The organism is Lewinella sp. 4G2, assembly GCF_001625015.1.
GTDB lineage: Bacteria > Bacteroidota > Bacteroidia > Chitinophagales > Saprospiraceae > Neolewinella.
Genome location: NZ_LVWJ02000014.1, coordinates 3,012,096 through 3,030,072 on the forward strand (window position 1 = coordinate 3,012,096; position 17,977 = coordinate 3,030,072).

Genomic DNA, 17,977 nt, shown 5'->3' on the forward strand with positions numbered 1-17,977 from the left:
AGCTACATCCCGTTAGGTAGCCGCCACCGTTCAAATCAAGGTCCACATGCGGGTAGGTATCGTACAGCAAAAGAACACCGGTAGTCGCTTGGGTAACATCACTCATTCTGCGGGCGCTGCACGCAGGTGCCAGGAAATGGGTGCGGAACTGATCGTCTTTCAGGAGTTGCACACCGGCAGCTACTTCTGCCAAACGGAAGATGTGGACGTCTTTGACCGAGCGGAGTCTATCCCCGGCCCAAGCACTGAGTTTTTTGGGAAGTTAGCCAGTGAGCTGGGCGTCGTCATCGTAACGAGCCTCTTTGAAAAGCGTGCCCCCGGGCTCTATCACAACACTGCCGTGGTCATCGAAAAAGATGGCTCCATCGCCGGTACTTACCGGAAGATGCACATCCCCGACGACCCGGCTTACTACGAGAAATTTTACTTCACGCCCGGTGACAAAGGATTTGGTGTCATCTCCACCAGCGTAGGGAAGTTAGGCGTCCTGGTTTGCTGGGACCAGTGGTTCCCCGAAGCCGCCCGCCTCACCGCCATGGCCGGCGCGGACGTCCTTATTTACCCAACCGCCATCGGCTACGAGAAGGGAGATACACCGGAAGAAAAAGCTCGCCAGCGGGATGCCTGGCTCATCAGCCAACGGGGCCACGCCGTCGCCAATGGCCTACCTGTCATCTCCGTAAACCGCACCGGTTTTGAAGCCGACCCCAGCGGGGTAACGGATGGTATCCAGTTTTGGGGATCCAGCTTCGTGTGTGGGCCGCAGGGGGAGTACCTCCACCAGTTAGGAGAAAACGAACAGGCGGAGGCCGTCGTGGAGATTGACCCCAGGCGCACGGAAGCTGTCCGAAGGATCTGGCCCTTCTTCCGGGATCGGCGGATTGATAGCTATGCGGGATTAACCAAGCGGTACCTTAATGATTAAGTATCGAGGGAACTGCCATCAGCGCAGCAGCCTTTCTTTCTGAGCGGCAAATTCTTCCTGGCTTAAAATGCCGGCTTCTTTTAGTTTGGCCAAGCGCTCCAACTGGCCGAGAAAATCGTCATTGAGCTGTAGGGGCGTTTCCACCTCATCGATGATTTGCTCCTCAATGTCCGGCTGTTTGTATCCGTTTGCCTTGAAGACCTGGTAAGCGCTTTGGGAGCGCAAAAAGGATAGGTGATCGTGGGAGTTGATCCGTTGAAAATCTGCGTACCCCTGGTTGATCGCTTTCTCTAAGTGAGAAAGTGCCTTAGCTGTGTCTTCGTGCATGCTGTGGATACAGGCCAGTTTAAAATGGAGCTTCGGGTTATTACTTCTGTTTTCCAAAGAGCGCATGTACAAGGGGATGGCTTCCCGTGTTTCGTAGTCCCGGTAGAGCCGGTCACCTTCTTCCTCGAAGTGGTCCTTGTGGGCTTGACTGTTATCTTGTCTGATGACCCGATCGGCGGGAATACCCGCAAAGGCTTGCGGTTGCTGATTGTAGGCAGCAGTAGGTTGTGCACCATAGTTTTGGACGACGATCGTAGTACCGCCTGCCCCGTCGGTCACGCCGTTGTACAGCCGGTCGAATTTCCTGTCATCCATCGTCAGTAGAATAATGGCTTCGAAGAAACTGATGATGGCGGGGATAAACGTCCAGAAGAAAACGAGGTACAGCACCCCTCTACCTACCTGGCCCAGATAGAACTTATGGCCGCCAAATGCGCCCAGGAACCAAGCCAGGATGGCCGCTACAATTTTCGATTTCATGGTTGTAGGTTTAGACGCTTGAAGGTAAGGAAATCGGTACTAAGCTTCCCGTGCGCACCTCTGGGTGTAACTAATCAGTCCTGAGGGTACGCGAATGGTCCTACGTTTCCTTTAAAAGAGAACGGCCAGAGCGAGGTGCCCTGGCCGTCCGTACCATTTTGTAATTTCTAGATCGTCCTACAGATCAAACTTGATCCCCTGCGCCAGTGGTAGTTCCGTGGAGTAGTTGATCGTATTAGTTTGCCGGCGCATATATGCCTTCCAGCTGTCGGAGCCGGATTCGCGGCCACCGCCGGTTTCCTTCTCTCCGCCGAAAGCGCCGCCAATTTCCGCACCGGAGGTACCGATGTTCACGTTGGCGATACCGCAATCGGAGCCGGCTGCGCTAAGGAAGCGTTCGCTGTCGCGCATGCTGGTCGTCATGATGGCGGAGCTCAATCCCTGAGGAACGTTGTTCTGGATCTCAATGGCCTCCTCCAGGGTGGAGTAGGGCATGATGTAAAGGATTGGCGCAAAAGTTTCGTGGAGTGGCATGGCGCTTTCCTTGGTCACCTCGAAAAAGGCCGGTTTCACGTAGCAGCCACTCTCGTAACCTTCGCCTTCGATGACGCCGCCTTCAACGACGGTCTTGCCGCCTTCCGCCTTGATCTTCTCGATGGCTTCGAGGTATGTGTTGACGGAATCCTTATCGATCAGTGGTCCGACGTGATTGTTCTGATCCAGGGGGTCGCCAATGCGGAGTTGGCCGTAGGCAGTCTTGAGTTTATCGCGAACTTCCGCGTAGCGCGATTCGTGGACGATCAGTCGGCGGGTAGAGGTACAGCGCTGGCCACAGGTGCCGACGGCTCCGAATAGGGCACCGGTCAGCACGAGGTTCATATCGGCGGATTCGGTGATGATGATGGCGTTGTTGCCCCCCAGTTCGAGGAGTGATTTACCGAGGCGGGCTCCGACGGTAGCCGCGACGATCTTACCCATCCGCGTTGAACCGGTGGCGGAAATGAGGGGGAGGCGCTTGTCTTCGGTCATCCATTCGCCAACCTGGTAATTACCGTTAATGAGGCTGGAAATGCCTTCGGGCAGGTCATTATCCGCCGCCACTTTCGCCCAGATATTCTGGCAGGCCACGCCGCAGAGTGGCGTCTTTTCGGAGGGCTTCCAAATGGTCACGTCACCACAAACGAGGGCGATCATGCTGTTCCAACTCCAAACGGCGACGGGGAAGTTGAAGGCCGAAATGATACCGACGATGCCCATGGGGTGCCACTGCTCGTACATCCGGTGGAGGGGGCGTTCAGAGTGCATGGTGAGTCCGTAGAGTTGGCGGCTGAGGCCCACTGCGAAGTCACAGATGTCGATCATCTCCTGCACCTCGCCTAGGCCTTCCTGAAGGGATTTTCCCATCTCGTAGGAGACGAGTTTCCCGAGCGCGTCCTTGTGCTTTCGGAGGGCTTCTCCGTACTGACGTACGATCTCGCCGCGCTGGGGTGCGGGTACGGTCCGCCAGTGTTTGAAGGCTACTTGGGCTTGGGCGACGACGGCGTCGTACTGCTCGCGCGTCGTCTCACTTACGCGCCCGATCTCCCGCCCATCAACTGGGCTGAAAGAAACGATGTGTTTGGCTTCGTTGTGGTGGCCCTGCTGGCCGGTGCTGGTGCCATGGTTGTCTTCGCGGAGGCCGAGCTCCTGGAGAAAATCTTGGTTCATGATCTTGGTTTAAGCTTGGTTAGGGGCGGCGAAGGTACGGATTTAAACTACTGTTTTGAAGATGATTTGGGCGCTGACGCAGGTGCCAAGTGTGGGATTAAGGAGCAACTAATGTTACCCCAAATCGTTATCTTTAACCTATGACCGCACTACCAATGCAATCTGTTGCTCCCCGGGATATTAACCTTGGGGCACTTGGCATCCAACCATTCAAGATTACGCTTGAACGGTACACTGCTTTAATAGACGCGGGGTTTCTGGACGAAAACGATAAGGTCGAATTGATCTTTGGCCAACTTGTTGAAATTATGCCTGTAGGAAAGAAGCATGGAGATTGTATCGATGACCTAAATGACTTCTTTACCCCCCAATATTTTAAAACTCATCGTTGCCGGGTGCAAAATCCCGTAAATCTTGCGCATAATTCTCAACCAGAACCTGATTTTGCTCTGATCAACAGAGCATCCTACGCGCAGCGTGATGGCAACCCAATAGTCGATGACATCGATTTATTAATCGAAGTCTCAGATTCCACGTTGAGTTTTGACAGAACGATAAAGACCAACCTGTATGCTTACAGCGGGGTCAATGAATATTGGATCGTCAATTTGGTCGAGAATGTGATTGAGGTGCATTTGTCACCGGACTTGAAATCGGGGCTGTATAATTCAGTAAGTAGATTTGGTCTAGAGGAGCAGTTTGAAAGCCCTTTCTGCGGTAGGGTCAGCGTAAAAGAGCTAATTAAGCTTTAACTCTCAGTCGATAGCTACCAACAAAAGTTTGGCCATCGCCCAACAACTAACCTGCCAACCAAATAAACCGTACCTTTGCACCCAATTTCAGGGCCAACCCGGTTTACATTGATACCTCTTTCCGCAAACGTATCCCCAGTAGCATAGTGGTAAACCACGCGCCCGTTCCACTGAACCCCGCACCCGCGACAGCGCAATAGAACGCGAGGGTTTGCAAACTGGCCGTAATGACCACCTACGAAGAAAGTGACCTCCGCGACGAACTCAAACGCGCGGTAGCCGACCTCGGCTTCACTACCCCCACGCCCGTTCAAGCAGAAGCCATCCCCATCATTCTCGCCGACGGCAAGCGTGACCTCGTCGCCCTCGCCCGCACCGGTACCGGAAAAACCGCTGGTTTCGGACTGCCGACCGTCAACGATATCGACACCGACATTGAAGCCGTGCAAGCCTTGATCCTTTGCCCAACGCGGGAACTCTGCCTGCAGATTGCGCGAGATCTCGACACCTTCGCCAAGTATCGCAAGGACGTGAAGATCACCGCCGTCTACGGTGGCGCACCGATCACTCATCAGATCCGGGAAATCCGTTCCGGATCCCAGATCATCGTGGGAACCCCAGGTCGAACGCTGGACCTCATCAATCGCAAGAAGCTGAAGCTGGAAAACTTGAAGCGCGTCATCCTCGATGAGGCCGACGAGATGCTCAACATGGGTTTTCAGGAAGAACTGAACAGCATCCTCGGTGCCACGCCCGAAGACAAGCAAACTTTGCTCTTCAGCGCCACCATGCCGAAGGAGGCCCGCAAGATCAGTAAGGACTACATGACGGACCCCGCCGAGATCAGCGTGGGCCACGAAGATGCCGGCGAATCCAAAGTCGTCCACCAGTACTTCAAAGTGAAGGGCAGCAGCCGTTTCGCCCTCCTCCGCCTGCTGGTGGAACTGGACCCGGACATGTACGCCGTGATCTTCTGTCGCACCCGCCGCGAAGTGAATGGCGTTGCCGAAGACCTTCGGTATGCCGGCCACGCCGCCGACGCCCTCCACGGAGACATGAGCCAGGCGCAGCGCGATGACGTCATGCAACGCTTCCGCAAGCGCCGCATCCAACTACTCGTGGCAACGGACGTAGCCGCCCGCGGCCTCGATGTGCAGGACCTCACCCACGTCATCAACTACAACCTACCGGATGCTCCCGAGGTGTACGTTCACCGCTCCGGCCGTACGGGCCGCGCCGGTAAGGAAGGCATCGCGATGAGCATTGTCACCGGCCGCGAAGTGCGCCACATCCGGGCCATCGAGAAGTACAGCAACATCACCTTTGAGCAGGTCCCCGTACCTACCCAGAAGGAAGTGTACAAGATGCGTGCCCTACGCTTCGCAGAAAAGATCAAAGCCGCAACGTTGGACGACAAGGTGGCGGCCTACCTCCCCGAAGTGATGGATTCCTTCGAAGGCATTGAACGGGAGGAGCTGATTCAGAAGATCTTAGGTTACGGCCTCAACGAACTTTCCCGCCAGCTCACTGGCCAGGGTGAGATCAAAGCCGACAATACCCAGGAAAAGAAGAAAATGGACCGCGGTTCCGGATCCTACACCACGCTTTCCATCGCCGTTGGCCGCAAAAATGGCTACACCGTGCCGCAGATCATCGGCATGATGAACCGCCGCCTGCCCGGCAAGAAGATCAACTTCGGTAAGATCGACATCCAGAATAACCTGACCTACATCGGCGTGGATAGCAAAGCGGCCCGCAAAGTAGTTGCTGCATTTGAAGGGGCACAGGACAAGGGCCAGGACCTCAACGTACGTATCTTCGAAGGAGGCACCAACGTAGACGGTGGCGACCGGGGCGGCTACGGCGGCAAGAAAAAGAAGCAGTACCGGCCGGGTAATTTCAAGCCACGGCCAAAGTTCGGCGCTAAGAAAAAGAAGCACCGCAAGGGGTAGGGGAGGATGTAAAATTCAGACTTGAAAAGGGCCGGATTCCGCAAGGAATCCCGGCCCTTTGCTATTCGCGACTAAGCTTGATAAGTTGGGAGTAAATTGATCTTGGCTTAGTTTGGATGACAGAACCATCACTCATCAAAAGTGAGTGAAACACGGCTAAAAGAAACCCAGCGAATTTTCGCTAAATGCCTATCTTCGGCCAAAGTCCTTTGACCATGCAATACGTTTCTACCCGCAACCTCAACTTTGTCCTTAACGAAGTGCTCAACCTCGATCAACTGCGGGGTTATGATCTCTACGCTGATTTTGATGCGGATACCACCGCCATGGCCCTCGGCGCGGCGAAGGATTTGGCGGATGAACACCTCTTCCCTTACTACCGGGAAATGGATAAGAATAAAGCCTACTACGCCGACGGCGAAGTCCACGTTTTACCGGCAGTCGGTGCCGGAATGCGCGCGATGGGGGAGGCAGGATGGATCAGCGCCGCCTGGCCCTACGACCTGAATGGCCAGCAGATGCCATCGACCATCCTCAATGCGGGGGGGCTCATTTTTCAGGCGGCGAATGGTAACATGGCCGCCTACAGTTTCCTCACTACCGGCGCGGCCAACCTCATTCTGGAGTTCGGCAGTGAAGAATTGAAGGCTACCTATCTCGAAAAAATGGCCCTCGGCCAGTGGCAGGGAACGATGGCGCTCACGGAGCCGCAGGCCGGGTCCTCGCTCTCCGATATCACGACTACCTACGAAGAGTTGGAGGACGGTAGCTACGCCATCAAAGGCCAAAAGATCTACATCTCCGGCGGGGACCATAACTCCGTAGAAAACGTAGTCCACCTCTTACTGGCTCGTAAAAAGGATGGCCCGAAAGGGATGAAGGGCGTCAGCCTATTCGTCGTCCCCAAGTACCTGCCGGGAGAGGATGGGTTGACTGATAACCACGTTACCACCGCCGGCATCTACGGTAAGATGGGCCAGAAAGGCTACGTCGCCGCTCACCTTATGTACGGGGAGCAGGGGCAAACCAAAGGCTACCTTGTCGGGGAAGAATTCCGCGGCCTCAACAACATGTTCCGCATGATGAACGAGGCCCGCATTGGTACTGGTTTGATGGCGGCGGGCAGCGCATCGGCGGCCTACTACACCAGCCTCAAATACGCCAAGGAGCGGCCTCAAGGTCGCCACCCCGGCAACAAGGATATCAACGCGCCGCAGGTGATCATCGCGGGCCACGCGGACGTTCGCCGGATGCTGCTCTTTCAAAAAGCGGTCGTAGAAGGCAGTGCCGCATTGCTTCTCCAGTGTAGCTTCTGGGAGGATGTTTCAAAAGCCAGCCCGGATGCTGACGAACGCGAACAATCCCACCTCTTGCTGGAGCTACTTACCCCGATCGCTAAGTCATTCCCTAGCGAGTACGGCATCGAATCTGTCAGCACGGCCATGCAGGTACTGGGCGGAGCCGGCTACACGGACGATTTCCCCATCGAGCAGATCTACCGCGACATCCGCGTCAATTCCATCTACGAGGGTACGACGACCATTCACGGAATGGACCTCCTCGGCCGGAAGCTATTGATGCACAATGGCAAAGCTTTGCAGCTGCTTAACAAAGAAGTCTCGGGCGCTGTCGCAGGTGCTATGGAAGTGGGTGAATTGAAGGATATCGCCACCAACTTCGGTGGAAGCCTCCAAAAAATGCAGGGCGTCCTCGGGCACTTGATGGGATTGGCCCAGACGGAGGATCCCAAAGTGTTCCTCGCGGATGCGACCATCTTTTTGGATTACTTCAGCCTCCACATCATTGGTTGGTTGCTTTTGCGAGAAGCCACCGTTGCAGCGAAGGCCCTCCCCGCCGCAGATGGAGAGGACGAACGAGCGTTTTATCAGTCCAAGATCGTAACCACGCAGTACTTCTTCAACTACGTATTCACCCGCACGGCCGGCCACCGCCGGACGCTGCTGGCCACGAAACGTATTACGGTGGATCTGGATGAATCAGTCCTAGTTTAAACCTTAATAATTGGGGGAGTCATCAAGTTAATCAAGGTAGAGTGCTTCGTTAATGCAGCAGCGCTTTGGAGTAAACTATTCCATTCGCGATTTTGGCCTCAATCCCTGTCTAGTTGTTGTCGCCAATTATTGGCCTCCGTCCCCATCCACTCATCCCAGAAGGTGAAGTACAGCCCGAAGTGATACTTAGCTCGTTTGTGGTGCACATCGTGGTGCGTTGCCCCGACCAACTTCCCCAGCACCCGCGACCGCGCCCAGCTGCTTGGAAAGATCTCAACGCCAGCGTGGTTGATGGTTGCCGATAAGGTCATGATCGCCAGTAAACCCAAAAAGGCGTAGGCGTGCATGGGAATAAGCATGGCGGCAAGCGGGATAAAGATGGCCTGGAGAATGGCTTCGAGGGGGTGAAATGAAAAGGCCGTCCAAACCGTCGTCTCGATGCTTTCGTGGTGCCACCGATGGACGATCTCGTACACTCCCGGCCGGTGCATCCAGCGGTGGACCCAATAGTAATAGGTCTCTTGTGCGAGAAGAAATAAGATTGGGCCGGCGAAGAGCCACGCCCAATCCCAAGTGGAATCCAGGGTTTGGTAGAGTCGCGTCCAACCAGCATTCCAGGCGTAAAGCAACCCGATGCCGAAAGCCGCGAAAATCAGACTCACTACCGCCGAGCGCAAGATTTCCTTCCTCCGCAGCTGTGTAGCCGCTGCCGTGCGGGGGAAAATGCGTTCTCCCATTTTGCCCTTGAGTAAGTCCGTAAAAAGCCAGGCGTAGCCCCCACTGAACAGGAGGTAACGAACAAAAATGATCGCAAAAAGCGCCACGACCCACAGTAGCCAGTGGTTGAGGTCAGTCGTCATAAAAATGATTGCGCGGCAAAAGTACAATCGGTAACTCAAGGTCATCGCCGATAGTGGATTTGTGACCCTCAAGGGACAACCAAATCCAGTCATTTCGTTTGTACTGCTGTTCTTTAATCGTACCGCCGAACCACCCCGAAATATGTACGCCAGCCAACGCGAAGCCGCCAACGATCTCGACCGCCACGGGCAACTGCTCCGCATCTCCCGTGAGGTAGATCCCGATCTGGAGATGGCCGAAATCCACCGCCGCGTATTCGCGAAGGGCGGCCCCGCCATCCTGTTCGAAAACGTAAAGGGTAGCCCCTTTCAGGCACTCTCCAATATGTACGGCACTAAGGAACGAACGGACTTCCTCTTTCGAAAAACGCTCCCTAAGGTGAAGAAGGTGGTGGAGTTGAAGGCAGACCCCGCCAACCTCGCCAAATCACCACTGCGCTACACGGGGGCGCCTTTCACGGCGTTGAGTGCCCTGCCCCGGAAGCACCTGCGCCCGGCCATCAAGTACGGCCAGACGACGATTGACCAACTGCCGCTCGTCAAGTCTTGGCCAATGGACGGTGGGGCATTCGTCACCGCTCCCCAGGTGTGTACGTTGCCGCCAGGTAGCAAACAGGTGATGCAGACCAACATCGGGATGTACCGCATCCAACTCACGGGGAATGATTACGTAACGAATAAAGAGATTGGATTACACTACCAACTCCACCGGGGCATTGGTAACCATCACGTAGACTACTTAAAATCTGACGAGCCCTTCCGCTGCTCCATCTTCGTGGGTGGGCCACCCAGCCACGCATTTAGCGCCATCATGCCGCTGCCGGAAGGCCTCAGTGAGATGACCTTTGCCGGCATGCTGGCGGGACGACGTTTCGGCTACGCCTGGGACCGCGACTGGCTATTGAGTGCGGACGCTGACTTCGTGATCACCGGAACCATCCGTAAGCAGGGCATGATGCCGGAGGGTCCGTTCGGCGATCACCTCGGTTACTACTCTCTGCAGCATCCCTTCCCGGTGATGGACGTGGAGACGGTCTGGCACCGCAAAGATCCCATCTGGCAGTTTACGGTCGTTGGCCGTCCACCGGCGGAGGATAGCCAGTTTGGTTACCTGATCCACCAGATCGTGAAGGACCTTACACCGGGGGAATTCCCGGGCATCAAACAGATCAACGCAGTGGATGAGGCCGGCGTCCATCCGCTACTGCTGGCCATCGGTTCGGAGCGGTACATGCCCTTCCGGGAGGACGAGCAGATGCTGGTTCCGGAAGAGATCATTACCCAGGCCAATCGCATCATCGGTAGTGGTCAAACTTCGCTGGCCAAGTACTGCATAATCGCTAACCACGCGGATGACCCAAATTTGGACGCGGATGACCAACCAGACTTTTTCCGCCACGTGCTCGAGCGCTACAATCCGGAACGGGATCTACACTTTCAGACTCATACCACCATCGACACGCTAGATTACTCTGGTGCTGGCTGGAATTCCGGATCCAAACTTATCTGGGCCTGCCGAGGTAAAAAACGTCGCAATCTGGCATCCGAAGTGCCCGAATACTTTACGTTACCGGAAGGTTTCGCGAATCCCCAAATCGTAGCCCCCGGTATCGTCGCGGTGGAGGGGCCGGCCGTTCCCGGGGCCGATCCTGATCCAGCCCGACTTGCCGAATTTCCAGCTGGCCCACCGGAGGACAAAGAGTTATTCGCCACCGCTGCCACCCGGAGTCGCTCAGATATGAAGCGCATCGCTTCGGCGGATCTGGGCGCTGCCGCAGGTGCCGTGCTGGAGGGGGGAATAGGACTGATCGTCGTGTGTGATGACGCCAACTTTATGGCGGAAGACTTTTCCAACTTCATCTGGGCCGCCTTCACGCGGAGTAACCCGAGCCACGATGTCTTTGGGCTGGATACCTTCGTGGAGCACAAACATTGGGGTTGCCGCGGGCCGGTCATCATCGACGCTCGGGTGAAGCCCTGGCACGCACCCGGTTTGGTGGCTGACCCAGAGGTCGCACGCAAAGTGGATCAATTGGTAGCGGAAGGTGTTCTTGACTACTAATAGTATCTTGGAGGGTCAACGTATCTAAAGGACTGTGATTGATTGATTTATGTCATCCCGCTACCGTAAACAATACGCTTGCGCAACCGTGCTGGGTGCTTGGTACGTATCTTTGTAGTCCTTACAGTGCAGGGTGATGGTTTGTACCGTCACCTACCTTTTGATAGCTTACTGAGACCACGTTCAATTGCCAACCTTACTCCTTAATTTACAGGAACGACTACCGCCGGCCAAACTCGACGAATTCCTCTTCGCAGGGTGGCGGCCCGTTGGCCAGCAACTGTACATCTGCGACTTCATCCGTACGGAAACCGACGAATTATATGGGTGCGTTCAGATCAGGATGCCGCTGGCTACCCATCAGTTTAAGCGTAAGCAGCGGCGGTTGCTGCGTAATAATGGGGAACGGTTCCGCTACGTCATCCACCCCGCTACGGAAGTCACGCGGGAGATGCGGGAGGTGAACCGCCGCTACCAGGAGAGGCACCCGGACAAAGCACGGACGGACATCGATTTCCACGTTGGTTACTATCCCTCCAAGCGCTTCGTTGATACGCAACAGGTGGAGGTGTACGACGGTGATCGGTTGGTGGCCTTTAGCTACTTCGATCCGGGCGAACAGTGCATGTACTCTAAAGTCGGTGTGTACGACCCCGCCTACAAAGAGTTTAGCCTGGGGATCTACACAATGCTCCTCGAAGTGCAGTGGGCCAAGGACAATGGACTGGCTTATTATCACCCCGGCTACGTGAGTGTCGACTTTCCCATCTTCGATTACAAACTACGGCTGGGCCCAATGGACTACCGGGATTGTGCGACCGGTGAGTGGAAAACCCTTCCGGATAATGACCCCCGCCACGCTCCAGATCCACTCCACCTAAACCAGGCGGCGATGTATCGCTTGTCGGTCGATTTGGAGAAGGCGGGCTTCACCGGAAAAGTCAAAGAGTACCCTTCGCTAACGGCACGGTTCTACTACCCCGGCCACGGTGGCGGACTGGTGGACGCACCCTTTGTATTCCAATTAGATGAAGGCATCGCTAACGGTCGCCTGACGCTGATCACCTACGACCACGTCAAACGGGACTACACCGTTTTTAACCCCGGTCTTTCTTCACTGACTGACATCAAATTACAGCCGATCGGCCCGACGGGGGTACGGCGTTACCCCCGGCCAGTACCGGTGGAGATCGTTCATCTCACCACACCATCCACGGACATTATCGTGGAGCTTTGCAAGAAAGCGCGGGAGGGGTTTAACGATTAAAGAAGAACACGAAGATGATGGCGAGTAGTACGACTACAATGATCGCCGTAATGGTAAATACCTTCTTGATCTGTTCTGCTTCGTTGATTTTCGCCTGAGGCTTCTTCTTTACTGGTACTTTGGCCATTTTACTATTTGTTGATTGGTTGCACGATCCGCGGCCGGTCCATTCCGAGCGCGTAGTTGAGACGCTTAAATATAAGCACGGCGGGTTTGTCCACTCCTTAGCTGGCTTTAAACGGCAGTAGCTAAATACGAACATCGTACCTTCGCGGCCACCATCAAAACTACCTGTAACATGACCCCTCAATTACTAGCTGGCAAACGTGGAGTGATCTTTGGCGCTCTCGACGATCAGTCCATCGCCTGGTCCATTGCGGAAGTATGCGCCGAAATGGGTGCCAAATTTACCCTGACGAACGCTCCCGTGGCCTTGCGCTTTGGCCAATTGAATGAACTCGCCGAAAAACTGGGTGCAGAGATTATCCCGGCTGATGCGACGAGCATTGAAGACATGGAAAACCTTTTCCAGAAGAGTGAAGAGATCCTCGGAGGTAAATTGGACTTCGTCTGCCACGCTATTGGCATGAGCCTCAACGTCCGCAAGAACCGACCTTACACGGACATTAAGCACGAGTGGATGCTCAAGACCTTCGACATCAGCGCCATTAGCTTCCACAAAATGTGCCAGGTCCTCTACAAAGGAGACCACATGGCGGATTATGGATCTATCCTCGGGCTCACCTACATTGCAGCTCAGCGTACTTTCCCAGATTACTCAGAAATGGCGGAGAGCAAGGCCTTGCTCGAAAGTTTTGCCCGTTCCTTCGGCTACCACTTCGGAGAGAAGAATGGGACTCGGGTCAATACCATCAGCCAGTCACCAACGATGACGACTGCCGGTAAGGGCGTTAAGGGCTTCCAAGAGTTTTTCGGCTACGCGGATACCATGTCTCCACTTGGCAACGCCCCGGCGCTGGACTGTGCGAAATACTGCGCCACGCTCTTCAGCGATTATACCCGGTACGTTACCATGCAAAATCTTTTCCACGATGGAGGTTTCTCCAACATGGGCATGAACCCAAAACTGATCGAGGAGAAGTAATTGGATTGGCCTATTCCTGCAAGCCCATTCCCCTAAAATTTTCGCCGACCGGCCATCACGAAAAGCAACCCTGAAGTATCCAATCTTTGCGGTTGCTTTTCGTTCTTTTGGAACGGTGGTTGTCCATCATTCTGAAGCCCTCGCTTTATTGCTAACGCCACTTAGTTTCTACTAAAATATCACTGGCTGGATTGACCGGCCCCTTAACCCATTCCTCACTCGTTAAAGTAGTTGTCCTGCGTTCTTCGTCCGTCCATAGTCGTTTGGTGATCCTATTGTTGTTGCTTGCCTTCCTCCCCGGCACCCGCGGCAGCGCCCAGGTGCTGGACCCCTCGGATGATGGCCGCCCGATGCCCGGTGACCCGGACTACGACGCCAGCCAGGACCGACGCGCCGGACCCCAGGAACAGCGGGAATCGCAACCCGATACTTTTGGCATCTTCCAGTACAACGCCAGCAACCCAAATCTGGAAAAGAGCTGGCGCGATAGCCTCCTGGACGGTCTGCAACGGTACGAACCGGACCGGAAAGTGGCCTTCGATTACGGGACCATCGGACAACGGGGTGGGGCGGCGTACCGCCTGCGCTACGAGCCTACCCTGCGCACCGGGACGGAGATTGGTTTCCGCCAGTTTGACCTCTACCAGGTGGATGGTGAGCGCCTGAATTACTACCGGCTGGAACGCCCGTTCACCTACCTTGGCCACGTGCGCGAAAGCCAGCAGGAGGACAGCTGGACGACGGCCAAGTTCAGCCGCAACTTTGCTGATGGCGTCAATCTGCTGCTGGACTACACAAGAATTTCTCAGCAAGGCACGCAGGATCAGTACCCCAATCAGAATTTGCGGAATACTCACGTGGCCACCGGTCTGAGCGTTCGGCCACCGGGGTCTCGCTACCGTGGGTTCTTCAGTTTTGCCGCGAATACCTACGAGCAGTTACAGAATGGAGGAATCGATCCAGCCTCATTTCTTACCGAGGAGAATCCGGAGGTGCAAAATCTTCAGTCACTGACGAGCCAACTGGATCAAACCCGATTGCGCTACAGTTTCCGGGAAGTGATGGCCACCCAGTACCTGCAGTTTGGTGGGCGGACGGATACGCTATCAGGTGAAGCCAAACGCGCTTTCACCCTGCAGCACCAACTCAAAGTGGACAGTCGGAACTACCGCGTGAGCTCCGAACAGACGGTGGGTGATACGGCATTGTTCTTTCAGCGGTTCCCTCAACTTTACGTGGATCCACGCGGAGTGCGCAACCAAATCCAACACAACATCATCTCGAATGATTTTTCCCTGAGCACCTTCCGGCAGGGTAGGAGCGGCGATCGGGAAACCGTACAGAAGGACGTGCTGGAAGTTGGCCTCAATCACATCTACCACCGCGTGCGCCAAGATGGAGACTCCACGATCAATAACCTCCTTCTGCACGGGAAGATTGGCCTGCGTCCCAGCGACCGGCTTAATTTACTGGTCGATGGTCAATTCAACGTGGTGGGGCAAACCGGTGATTACCGGGTTTCTGGCACCGGAGAATTGGACTTGGGTAAAGCAGGAAAATTAGAGTTGAAAGCGCTGAACCAGCTGTACGCCCCGGATTTGGTGCAGCAGACCTTCCGGCTCAATGGCAACACGCTGTGGCAGAACGATTTTAATAAAACACTGGAACTACGGTTGGAAGGCGCCTACACCTTGCCCGTAGTAAAGATCAGGGCGGGATTGGCGTATTCAATCCTGACAAACTATATCTACTTCGATGAGCTGGGGCAACCCGAACAGGCGACTGGCCCCAACAGTATAATCCAACTGACGGGCGAGCGTGATCTGGCCTTCGGGAAATTTCGACTACAGAATCGCGTACTTCTGCAACAGGCCGATCAGGACGTGTTCAGGCTGCCGCAACTCTACGGAGAGCACAGCCTGTACTACTCCGGTAAGTGGTTCAAAGTATTGAACGTCAACCTCGGCGTGGACGTCCGCTACGCCAGTGGCTTCAAACCCTATTACTACAACACGATCACCCAGCAGTTTCAGCTGCAGGACGAACAGGAAAAAGGTTTCCAGTATCAGTTGGACCCCTTCTTTAGTATGCGGGTGACGCGGTTCCGCTTCTTCGTTAAGTACCTGCAGCTGAATTCTCAGTGGGATCAGCGCAATCCGCTCATTCTGATGGCAGACCATCCCTACCCGGACGCAGCCGTGCGCATGGGAGCTACTTGGCGTTTGCTGGATTAGTCAGCCAGACCGGATAATGCGGACAACAAGAAAGCCGGCCCTCCTTGCGGTGGTCCGGCTTCTCGCATAGTGTGTGGCTATGTGTCTTGGCCTTGTGTATGGCTATTTCTTACCCCCGAAGGTAAACACTACCGTAGAAAGTGGGGGAACGGTAAATTCCAGGTGGTAAGGGCGGCCATTCCACTCGGACTCCACCGCCGTGGCGGTTTTGATTTTGTAATCGCCCGTACCACCAAACTGCTTTTCATCTGAATTGATGAGGACTTTGTACTTGCCCGCGCTGGGGACACCCACCCGGTAATGGTGGCGGACTGTCGGCGTCAGGTTATTAACTACGATGGCCAACTCATTGTCCTTTTTCCCCCGGCGGAGGTAGGTGAGGATGCTGTTCTGGTGGTCACCTCCGTCAATCCACTCAAATCCCTTGGGGTTGTACGCCTGAGCGTAGAGCGCCGGTGTCTCCTGGTAGACTTTATTTAGCGCGGAGATAAACTTCTTCATCCCTTTGTGGGGCGCAAATTCCTCCAGGGACCAGTCCAGACCGGTTTCGATGCTCCACTCCGTCGTTTGGCCAAATTCGTTGCCCATGAAGAGCAGCTTACTGCCGGGGTGGGTGAACATGTAACCGTAGAGGGTACGGAGATTGGCGAAGCGTTGCCAGTCATCGCCCGGCATCCGGTCGATAATCGGCCCCTTGCCGTGGACGACCTCATCGTGGCTGAGCGGTAACATGAAGTTTTCCGAAAAGGCGTAGACCAAGCTGAAGGTCAGTTCATTGTGGTGGTAACTCCGGTGGATGGGGTCATTCTTGAAGTAGCTCAGCGTATCGTGCATCCAACCCATCATCCACTTCATGCCGAAGCCGAGGCCACCGACGTAAGTTGGCCGGGAAACACCGGAGAAGGCCGTGCTTTCCTCGGCGATCGTCATCGTGTCCGGGTACTCGCGGTACACGGCTTCGTTGAACTCCCGGAGGAAGGAAATCGCTTCCAGGTTCTCGTTTCCGCCGTAGCGGTTGGGGATCCATTCCCCCTCGTTGCGGCTGTAATCCAGGTAGAGCATGGAGGCCACGGCGTCCACCCGCAGCCCATCGATGTGGTAACGGTCCAACCAGAAAAGGGCGTTGGAGATGAGGAATGACCGTACTTCGTTCCGCCCGTAATTGAAGATCGCGGATTTCCAATCGGGGTGGAAGCCTAGCCGTGGGTCGGCGTGGTCGTAAAGGTGGGTGCCATCAAACTGGGCGAGGCCGTGGGCGTCAACGGGGAAGTGGCTGGGGACCCAATCCAGAATAACCCCGATACCCGCCTTGTGCAACTCCTGGACGAGATACATGAAGTCCTGCGGCCCACCAAAGCGGCTGGAGGGTGCGTAGTACCCCGTGATCTGGTAGCCCCAACTTGGGAAGTAGGGGTGCTCCATTACGGGAAGGAATTCCACGTGGGTGAAATTCATCTCCTTCATGTACTCCACCAGGTCTACGGCTAATTCCCGGTAGCTCAGGCTCTCGGTGCCCGTCGGTTTTTTCCAACTTCCGAGGTGGACTTCGTAGACGGAGTAGGGACGGTCGATACCGTTTTTCTCGATGCGGGAGTCCATCCACTTTTTATCGTCCCACTCGTAGTAGGTATCCCAGACAATACTAGCGGTCTTGGGTGGCGTCTCCCAGAGGCGGGCGAAGGGGTCACCTTTTTCCAGGCGCTCACCCATTTGGGTCTCCACGACGTATTTGTAGACGGTGCCGCTGCCTACTTTGGGGATGAAGCCTTCCCAGATGCCGGAGCTATCCCAGCGGGCATTGAGGGGGTGGCTGGTTTGGTTCCAGCCGTTGAAGTCGCCAATCACCCCAACCGATTTAGCGCTCGGAGCCCAGACGGCGAAGTAGGTCCCTTTTTGGTCCTCTACCTCAATGACGTGGCTGCCCAATTTATCGTAGGCGCGGAATAATTTACCGGCCTTCCAGAGGTTGGCGTCGTGGTCGGTGAAGAGGCTGTAGGCAATTACGTTGGTGGCGGTCTTACTCATATCTATAATTAAAATCTGGGGCCGAAACCCCTCGCGGGGCCTCGCTAATTCATCTTCTGCAACACCGTGCGCGCGGCGATGTGCACGAAATTTAAGGATTGTTTCCAAAGTAATGCGCGCTGGCCCGATTTAAGAGCTTATTCGGATTTTTGCTTCCTGATAATCAAGCATTTACGAACCTGGCGTCATCAAAATTCACTTACTTAGCCCGCTAAGTGCGCAAATTTTGATTTAGCCAGAACCGTAAATCATTGACTATCAGTTCTCAA

General features: G+C 55.1%; 13 protein-coding genes. 8 read left to right on the forward strand and 5 right to left on the reverse strand.

Annotation, left to right across the window (positions count from 1 at the left end; genetic code table 11):
* Positions 1-46 precede the first annotated feature (46 nt).
* Positions 47-925, forward strand: coding sequence for a carbon-nitrogen hydrolase (locus A3850_RS12555; RefSeq protein WP_068216990.1), 879 nt, complete (start codon positions 47-49; stop codon positions 923-925).
* A gap of 18 nt (positions 926-943) precedes the next feature.
* Here A3850_RS12555 and A3850_RS20020 read toward each other — a convergent pair whose 3' ends face one another.
* Positions 944-1,732, reverse strand: a complete 789-nt coding sequence (locus A3850_RS20020) for an NINE protein (RefSeq protein WP_068216991.1) — start codon at positions 1,730-1,732, stop codon at positions 944-946.
* Between the two features lie 177 nt (positions 1,733-1,909).
* A complete protein-coding gene (locus A3850_RS12565) occupies positions 1,910-3,439 on the reverse strand; it encodes an aldehyde dehydrogenase family protein (protein WP_068216993.1) in 1,530 nt (509 codons plus the stop codon).
* A gap of 140 nt (positions 3,440-3,579) precedes the next feature.
* Here A3850_RS12565 and A3850_RS12570 point away from each other — a divergent pair, with 140 nt between their 5' ends.
* From A3850_RS12570 to A3850_RS12580, 3 genes are all read left to right on the forward strand, one after another.
* Positions 3,580-4,191 carry a Uma2 family endonuclease gene (locus tag A3850_RS12570; RefSeq protein WP_068216995.1) on the forward strand — a complete coding sequence of 204 codons (612 nt, stop codon included), beginning with the start codon at positions 3,580-3,582 and terminating at the stop codon, positions 4,189-4,191.
* A gap of 227 nt (positions 4,192-4,418) precedes the next feature.
* Positions 4,419-6,143, forward strand: coding sequence for a DEAD/DEAH box helicase (locus tag A3850_RS12575; RefSeq protein ID WP_068216996.1), 1,725 nt, complete (start codon positions 4,419-4,421; stop codon positions 6,141-6,143).
* A 215-nt stretch (positions 6,144-6,358) separates the two neighbouring features.
* Positions 6,359-8,155 carry an acyl-CoA dehydrogenase gene (locus A3850_RS12580; RefSeq protein WP_068216998.1) on the forward strand — a complete coding sequence of 599 codons (1,797 nt, stop codon included), beginning with the start codon at positions 6,359-6,361 and terminating at the stop codon, positions 8,153-8,155.
* A 98-nt stretch (positions 8,156-8,253) separates the two neighbouring features.
* On the opposite strand, the gene A3850_RS12585 is transcribed toward A3850_RS12580, so the two are convergent.
* The gene (locus A3850_RS12585; protein ID WP_068217000.1) at positions 8,254-9,015 is read right to left on the reverse strand and encodes a sterol desaturase family protein; all 762 of its coding nucleotides are present in this window, start codon (positions 9,013-9,015) and stop codon (positions 8,254-8,256) included.
* 142 nt (positions 9,016-9,157) lie between these two features.
* On the opposite strand from A3850_RS12585, the gene A3850_RS12590 reads away from it, so the two are divergent.
* Positions 9,158-11,077, forward strand: coding sequence for a UbiD family decarboxylase (locus tag A3850_RS12590; protein ID WP_068217002.1), 1,920 nt, complete (start codon positions 9,158-9,160; stop codon positions 11,075-11,077).
* 187 nt (positions 11,078-11,264) lie between these two features.
* Positions 11,265-12,344, forward strand: coding sequence for a GNAT family N-acetyltransferase (locus A3850_RS12595; protein ID WP_068217005.1), 1,080 nt, complete (start codon positions 11,265-11,267; stop codon positions 12,342-12,344).
* On the opposite strand, the gene A3850_RS20200 is transcribed toward A3850_RS12595, so the two are convergent.
* Positions 12,334-12,471 carry a hypothetical protein gene (locus A3850_RS20200; RefSeq protein ID WP_157501115.1) on the reverse strand — a complete coding sequence of 46 codons (138 nt, stop codon included), beginning with the start codon at positions 12,469-12,471 and terminating at the stop codon, positions 12,334-12,336. The two genes, A3850_RS12595 and A3850_RS20200, sit on opposite strands and share 11 nt — an antisense overlap.
* 171 nt (positions 12,472-12,642) lie before the next feature.
* Between A3850_RS20200 and A3850_RS12600 the strand changes: the two genes are divergently transcribed.
* Positions 12,643-13,449: an enoyl-ACP reductase gene (locus A3850_RS12600; RefSeq protein WP_068217006.1), complete on the forward strand. Its 807-nt coding sequence runs from the start codon at positions 12,643-12,645 to the stop codon at positions 13,447-13,449.
* Positions 13,450-13,640: 191 nt separating this feature from the next.
* The gene (locus A3850_RS12605) at positions 13,641-15,683 is read left to right on the forward strand and encodes a putative porin (protein WP_157501117.1); all 2,043 of its coding nucleotides are present in this window, start codon (positions 13,641-13,643) and stop codon (positions 15,681-15,683) included.
* A 102-nt stretch (positions 15,684-15,785) separates the two neighbouring features.
* Here A3850_RS12605 and glgB read toward each other — a convergent pair whose 3' ends face one another.
* Positions 15,786-17,708 (reverse strand): 1,4-alpha-glucan branching protein GlgB, encoded by a 1,923-nt coding sequence (gene glgB / locus A3850_RS12610; protein ID WP_068217010.1) that lies wholly within the window; start codon positions 17,706-17,708, stop codon positions 15,786-15,788.
* Between the last annotated feature and the right edge of the window lie 269 nt (positions 17,709-17,977).

Bases quoted from the DNA above. Each gene is read 5' to 3' on its own strand.
- A3850_RS12580 (WP_068216998.1), top strand. From the start codon at position 6,359: ATGCAATACGTTTCTACCCGCAACCTCAACTTTGTCCTTAACGAAGTG.
- A3850_RS20020 (WP_068216991.1), bottom strand. From the start codon at position 1,732: ATGAAATCGAAAATTGTAGCGGCCATCCTGGCTTGGTTCCTGGGCGCA.
- A3850_RS20200 (WP_157501115.1), bottom strand. From the start codon at position 12,471: ATGGCCAAAGTACCAGTAAAGAAGAAGCCTCAGGCGAAAATCAACGAA.
- A3850_RS12555 (WP_068216990.1), top strand. From the start codon at position 47: ATGCGGGTAGGTATCGTACAGCAAAAGAACACCGGTAGTCGCTTGGGT.
- A3850_RS12600 (WP_068217006.1), top strand. From the start codon at position 12,643: ATGACCCCTCAATTACTAGCTGGCAAACGTGGAGTGATCTTTGGCGCT.
- A3850_RS12570 (WP_068216995.1), top strand. From the start codon at position 3,580: ATGACCGCACTACCAATGCAATCTGTTGCTCCCCGGGATATTAACCTT.
- A3850_RS12590 (WP_068217002.1), top strand. From the start codon at position 9,158: ATGTACGCCAGCCAACGCGAAGCCGCCAACGATCTCGACCGCCACGGG.
- A3850_RS12585 (WP_068217000.1), bottom strand. From the start codon at position 9,015: ATGACGACTGACCTCAACCACTGGCTACTGTGGGTCGTGGCGCTTTTT.
- A3850_RS12565 (WP_068216993.1), bottom strand. From the start codon at position 3,439: ATGAACCAAGATTTTCTCCAGGAGCTCGGCCTCCGCGAAGACAACCAT.
- glgB (WP_068217010.1), bottom strand. From the start codon at position 17,708: ATGAGTAAGACCGCCACCAACGTAATTGCCTACAGCCTCTTCACCGAC.
- A3850_RS12575 (WP_068216996.1), top strand. From the start codon at position 4,419: ATGACCACCTACGAAGAAAGTGACCTCCGCGACGAACTCAAACGCGCG.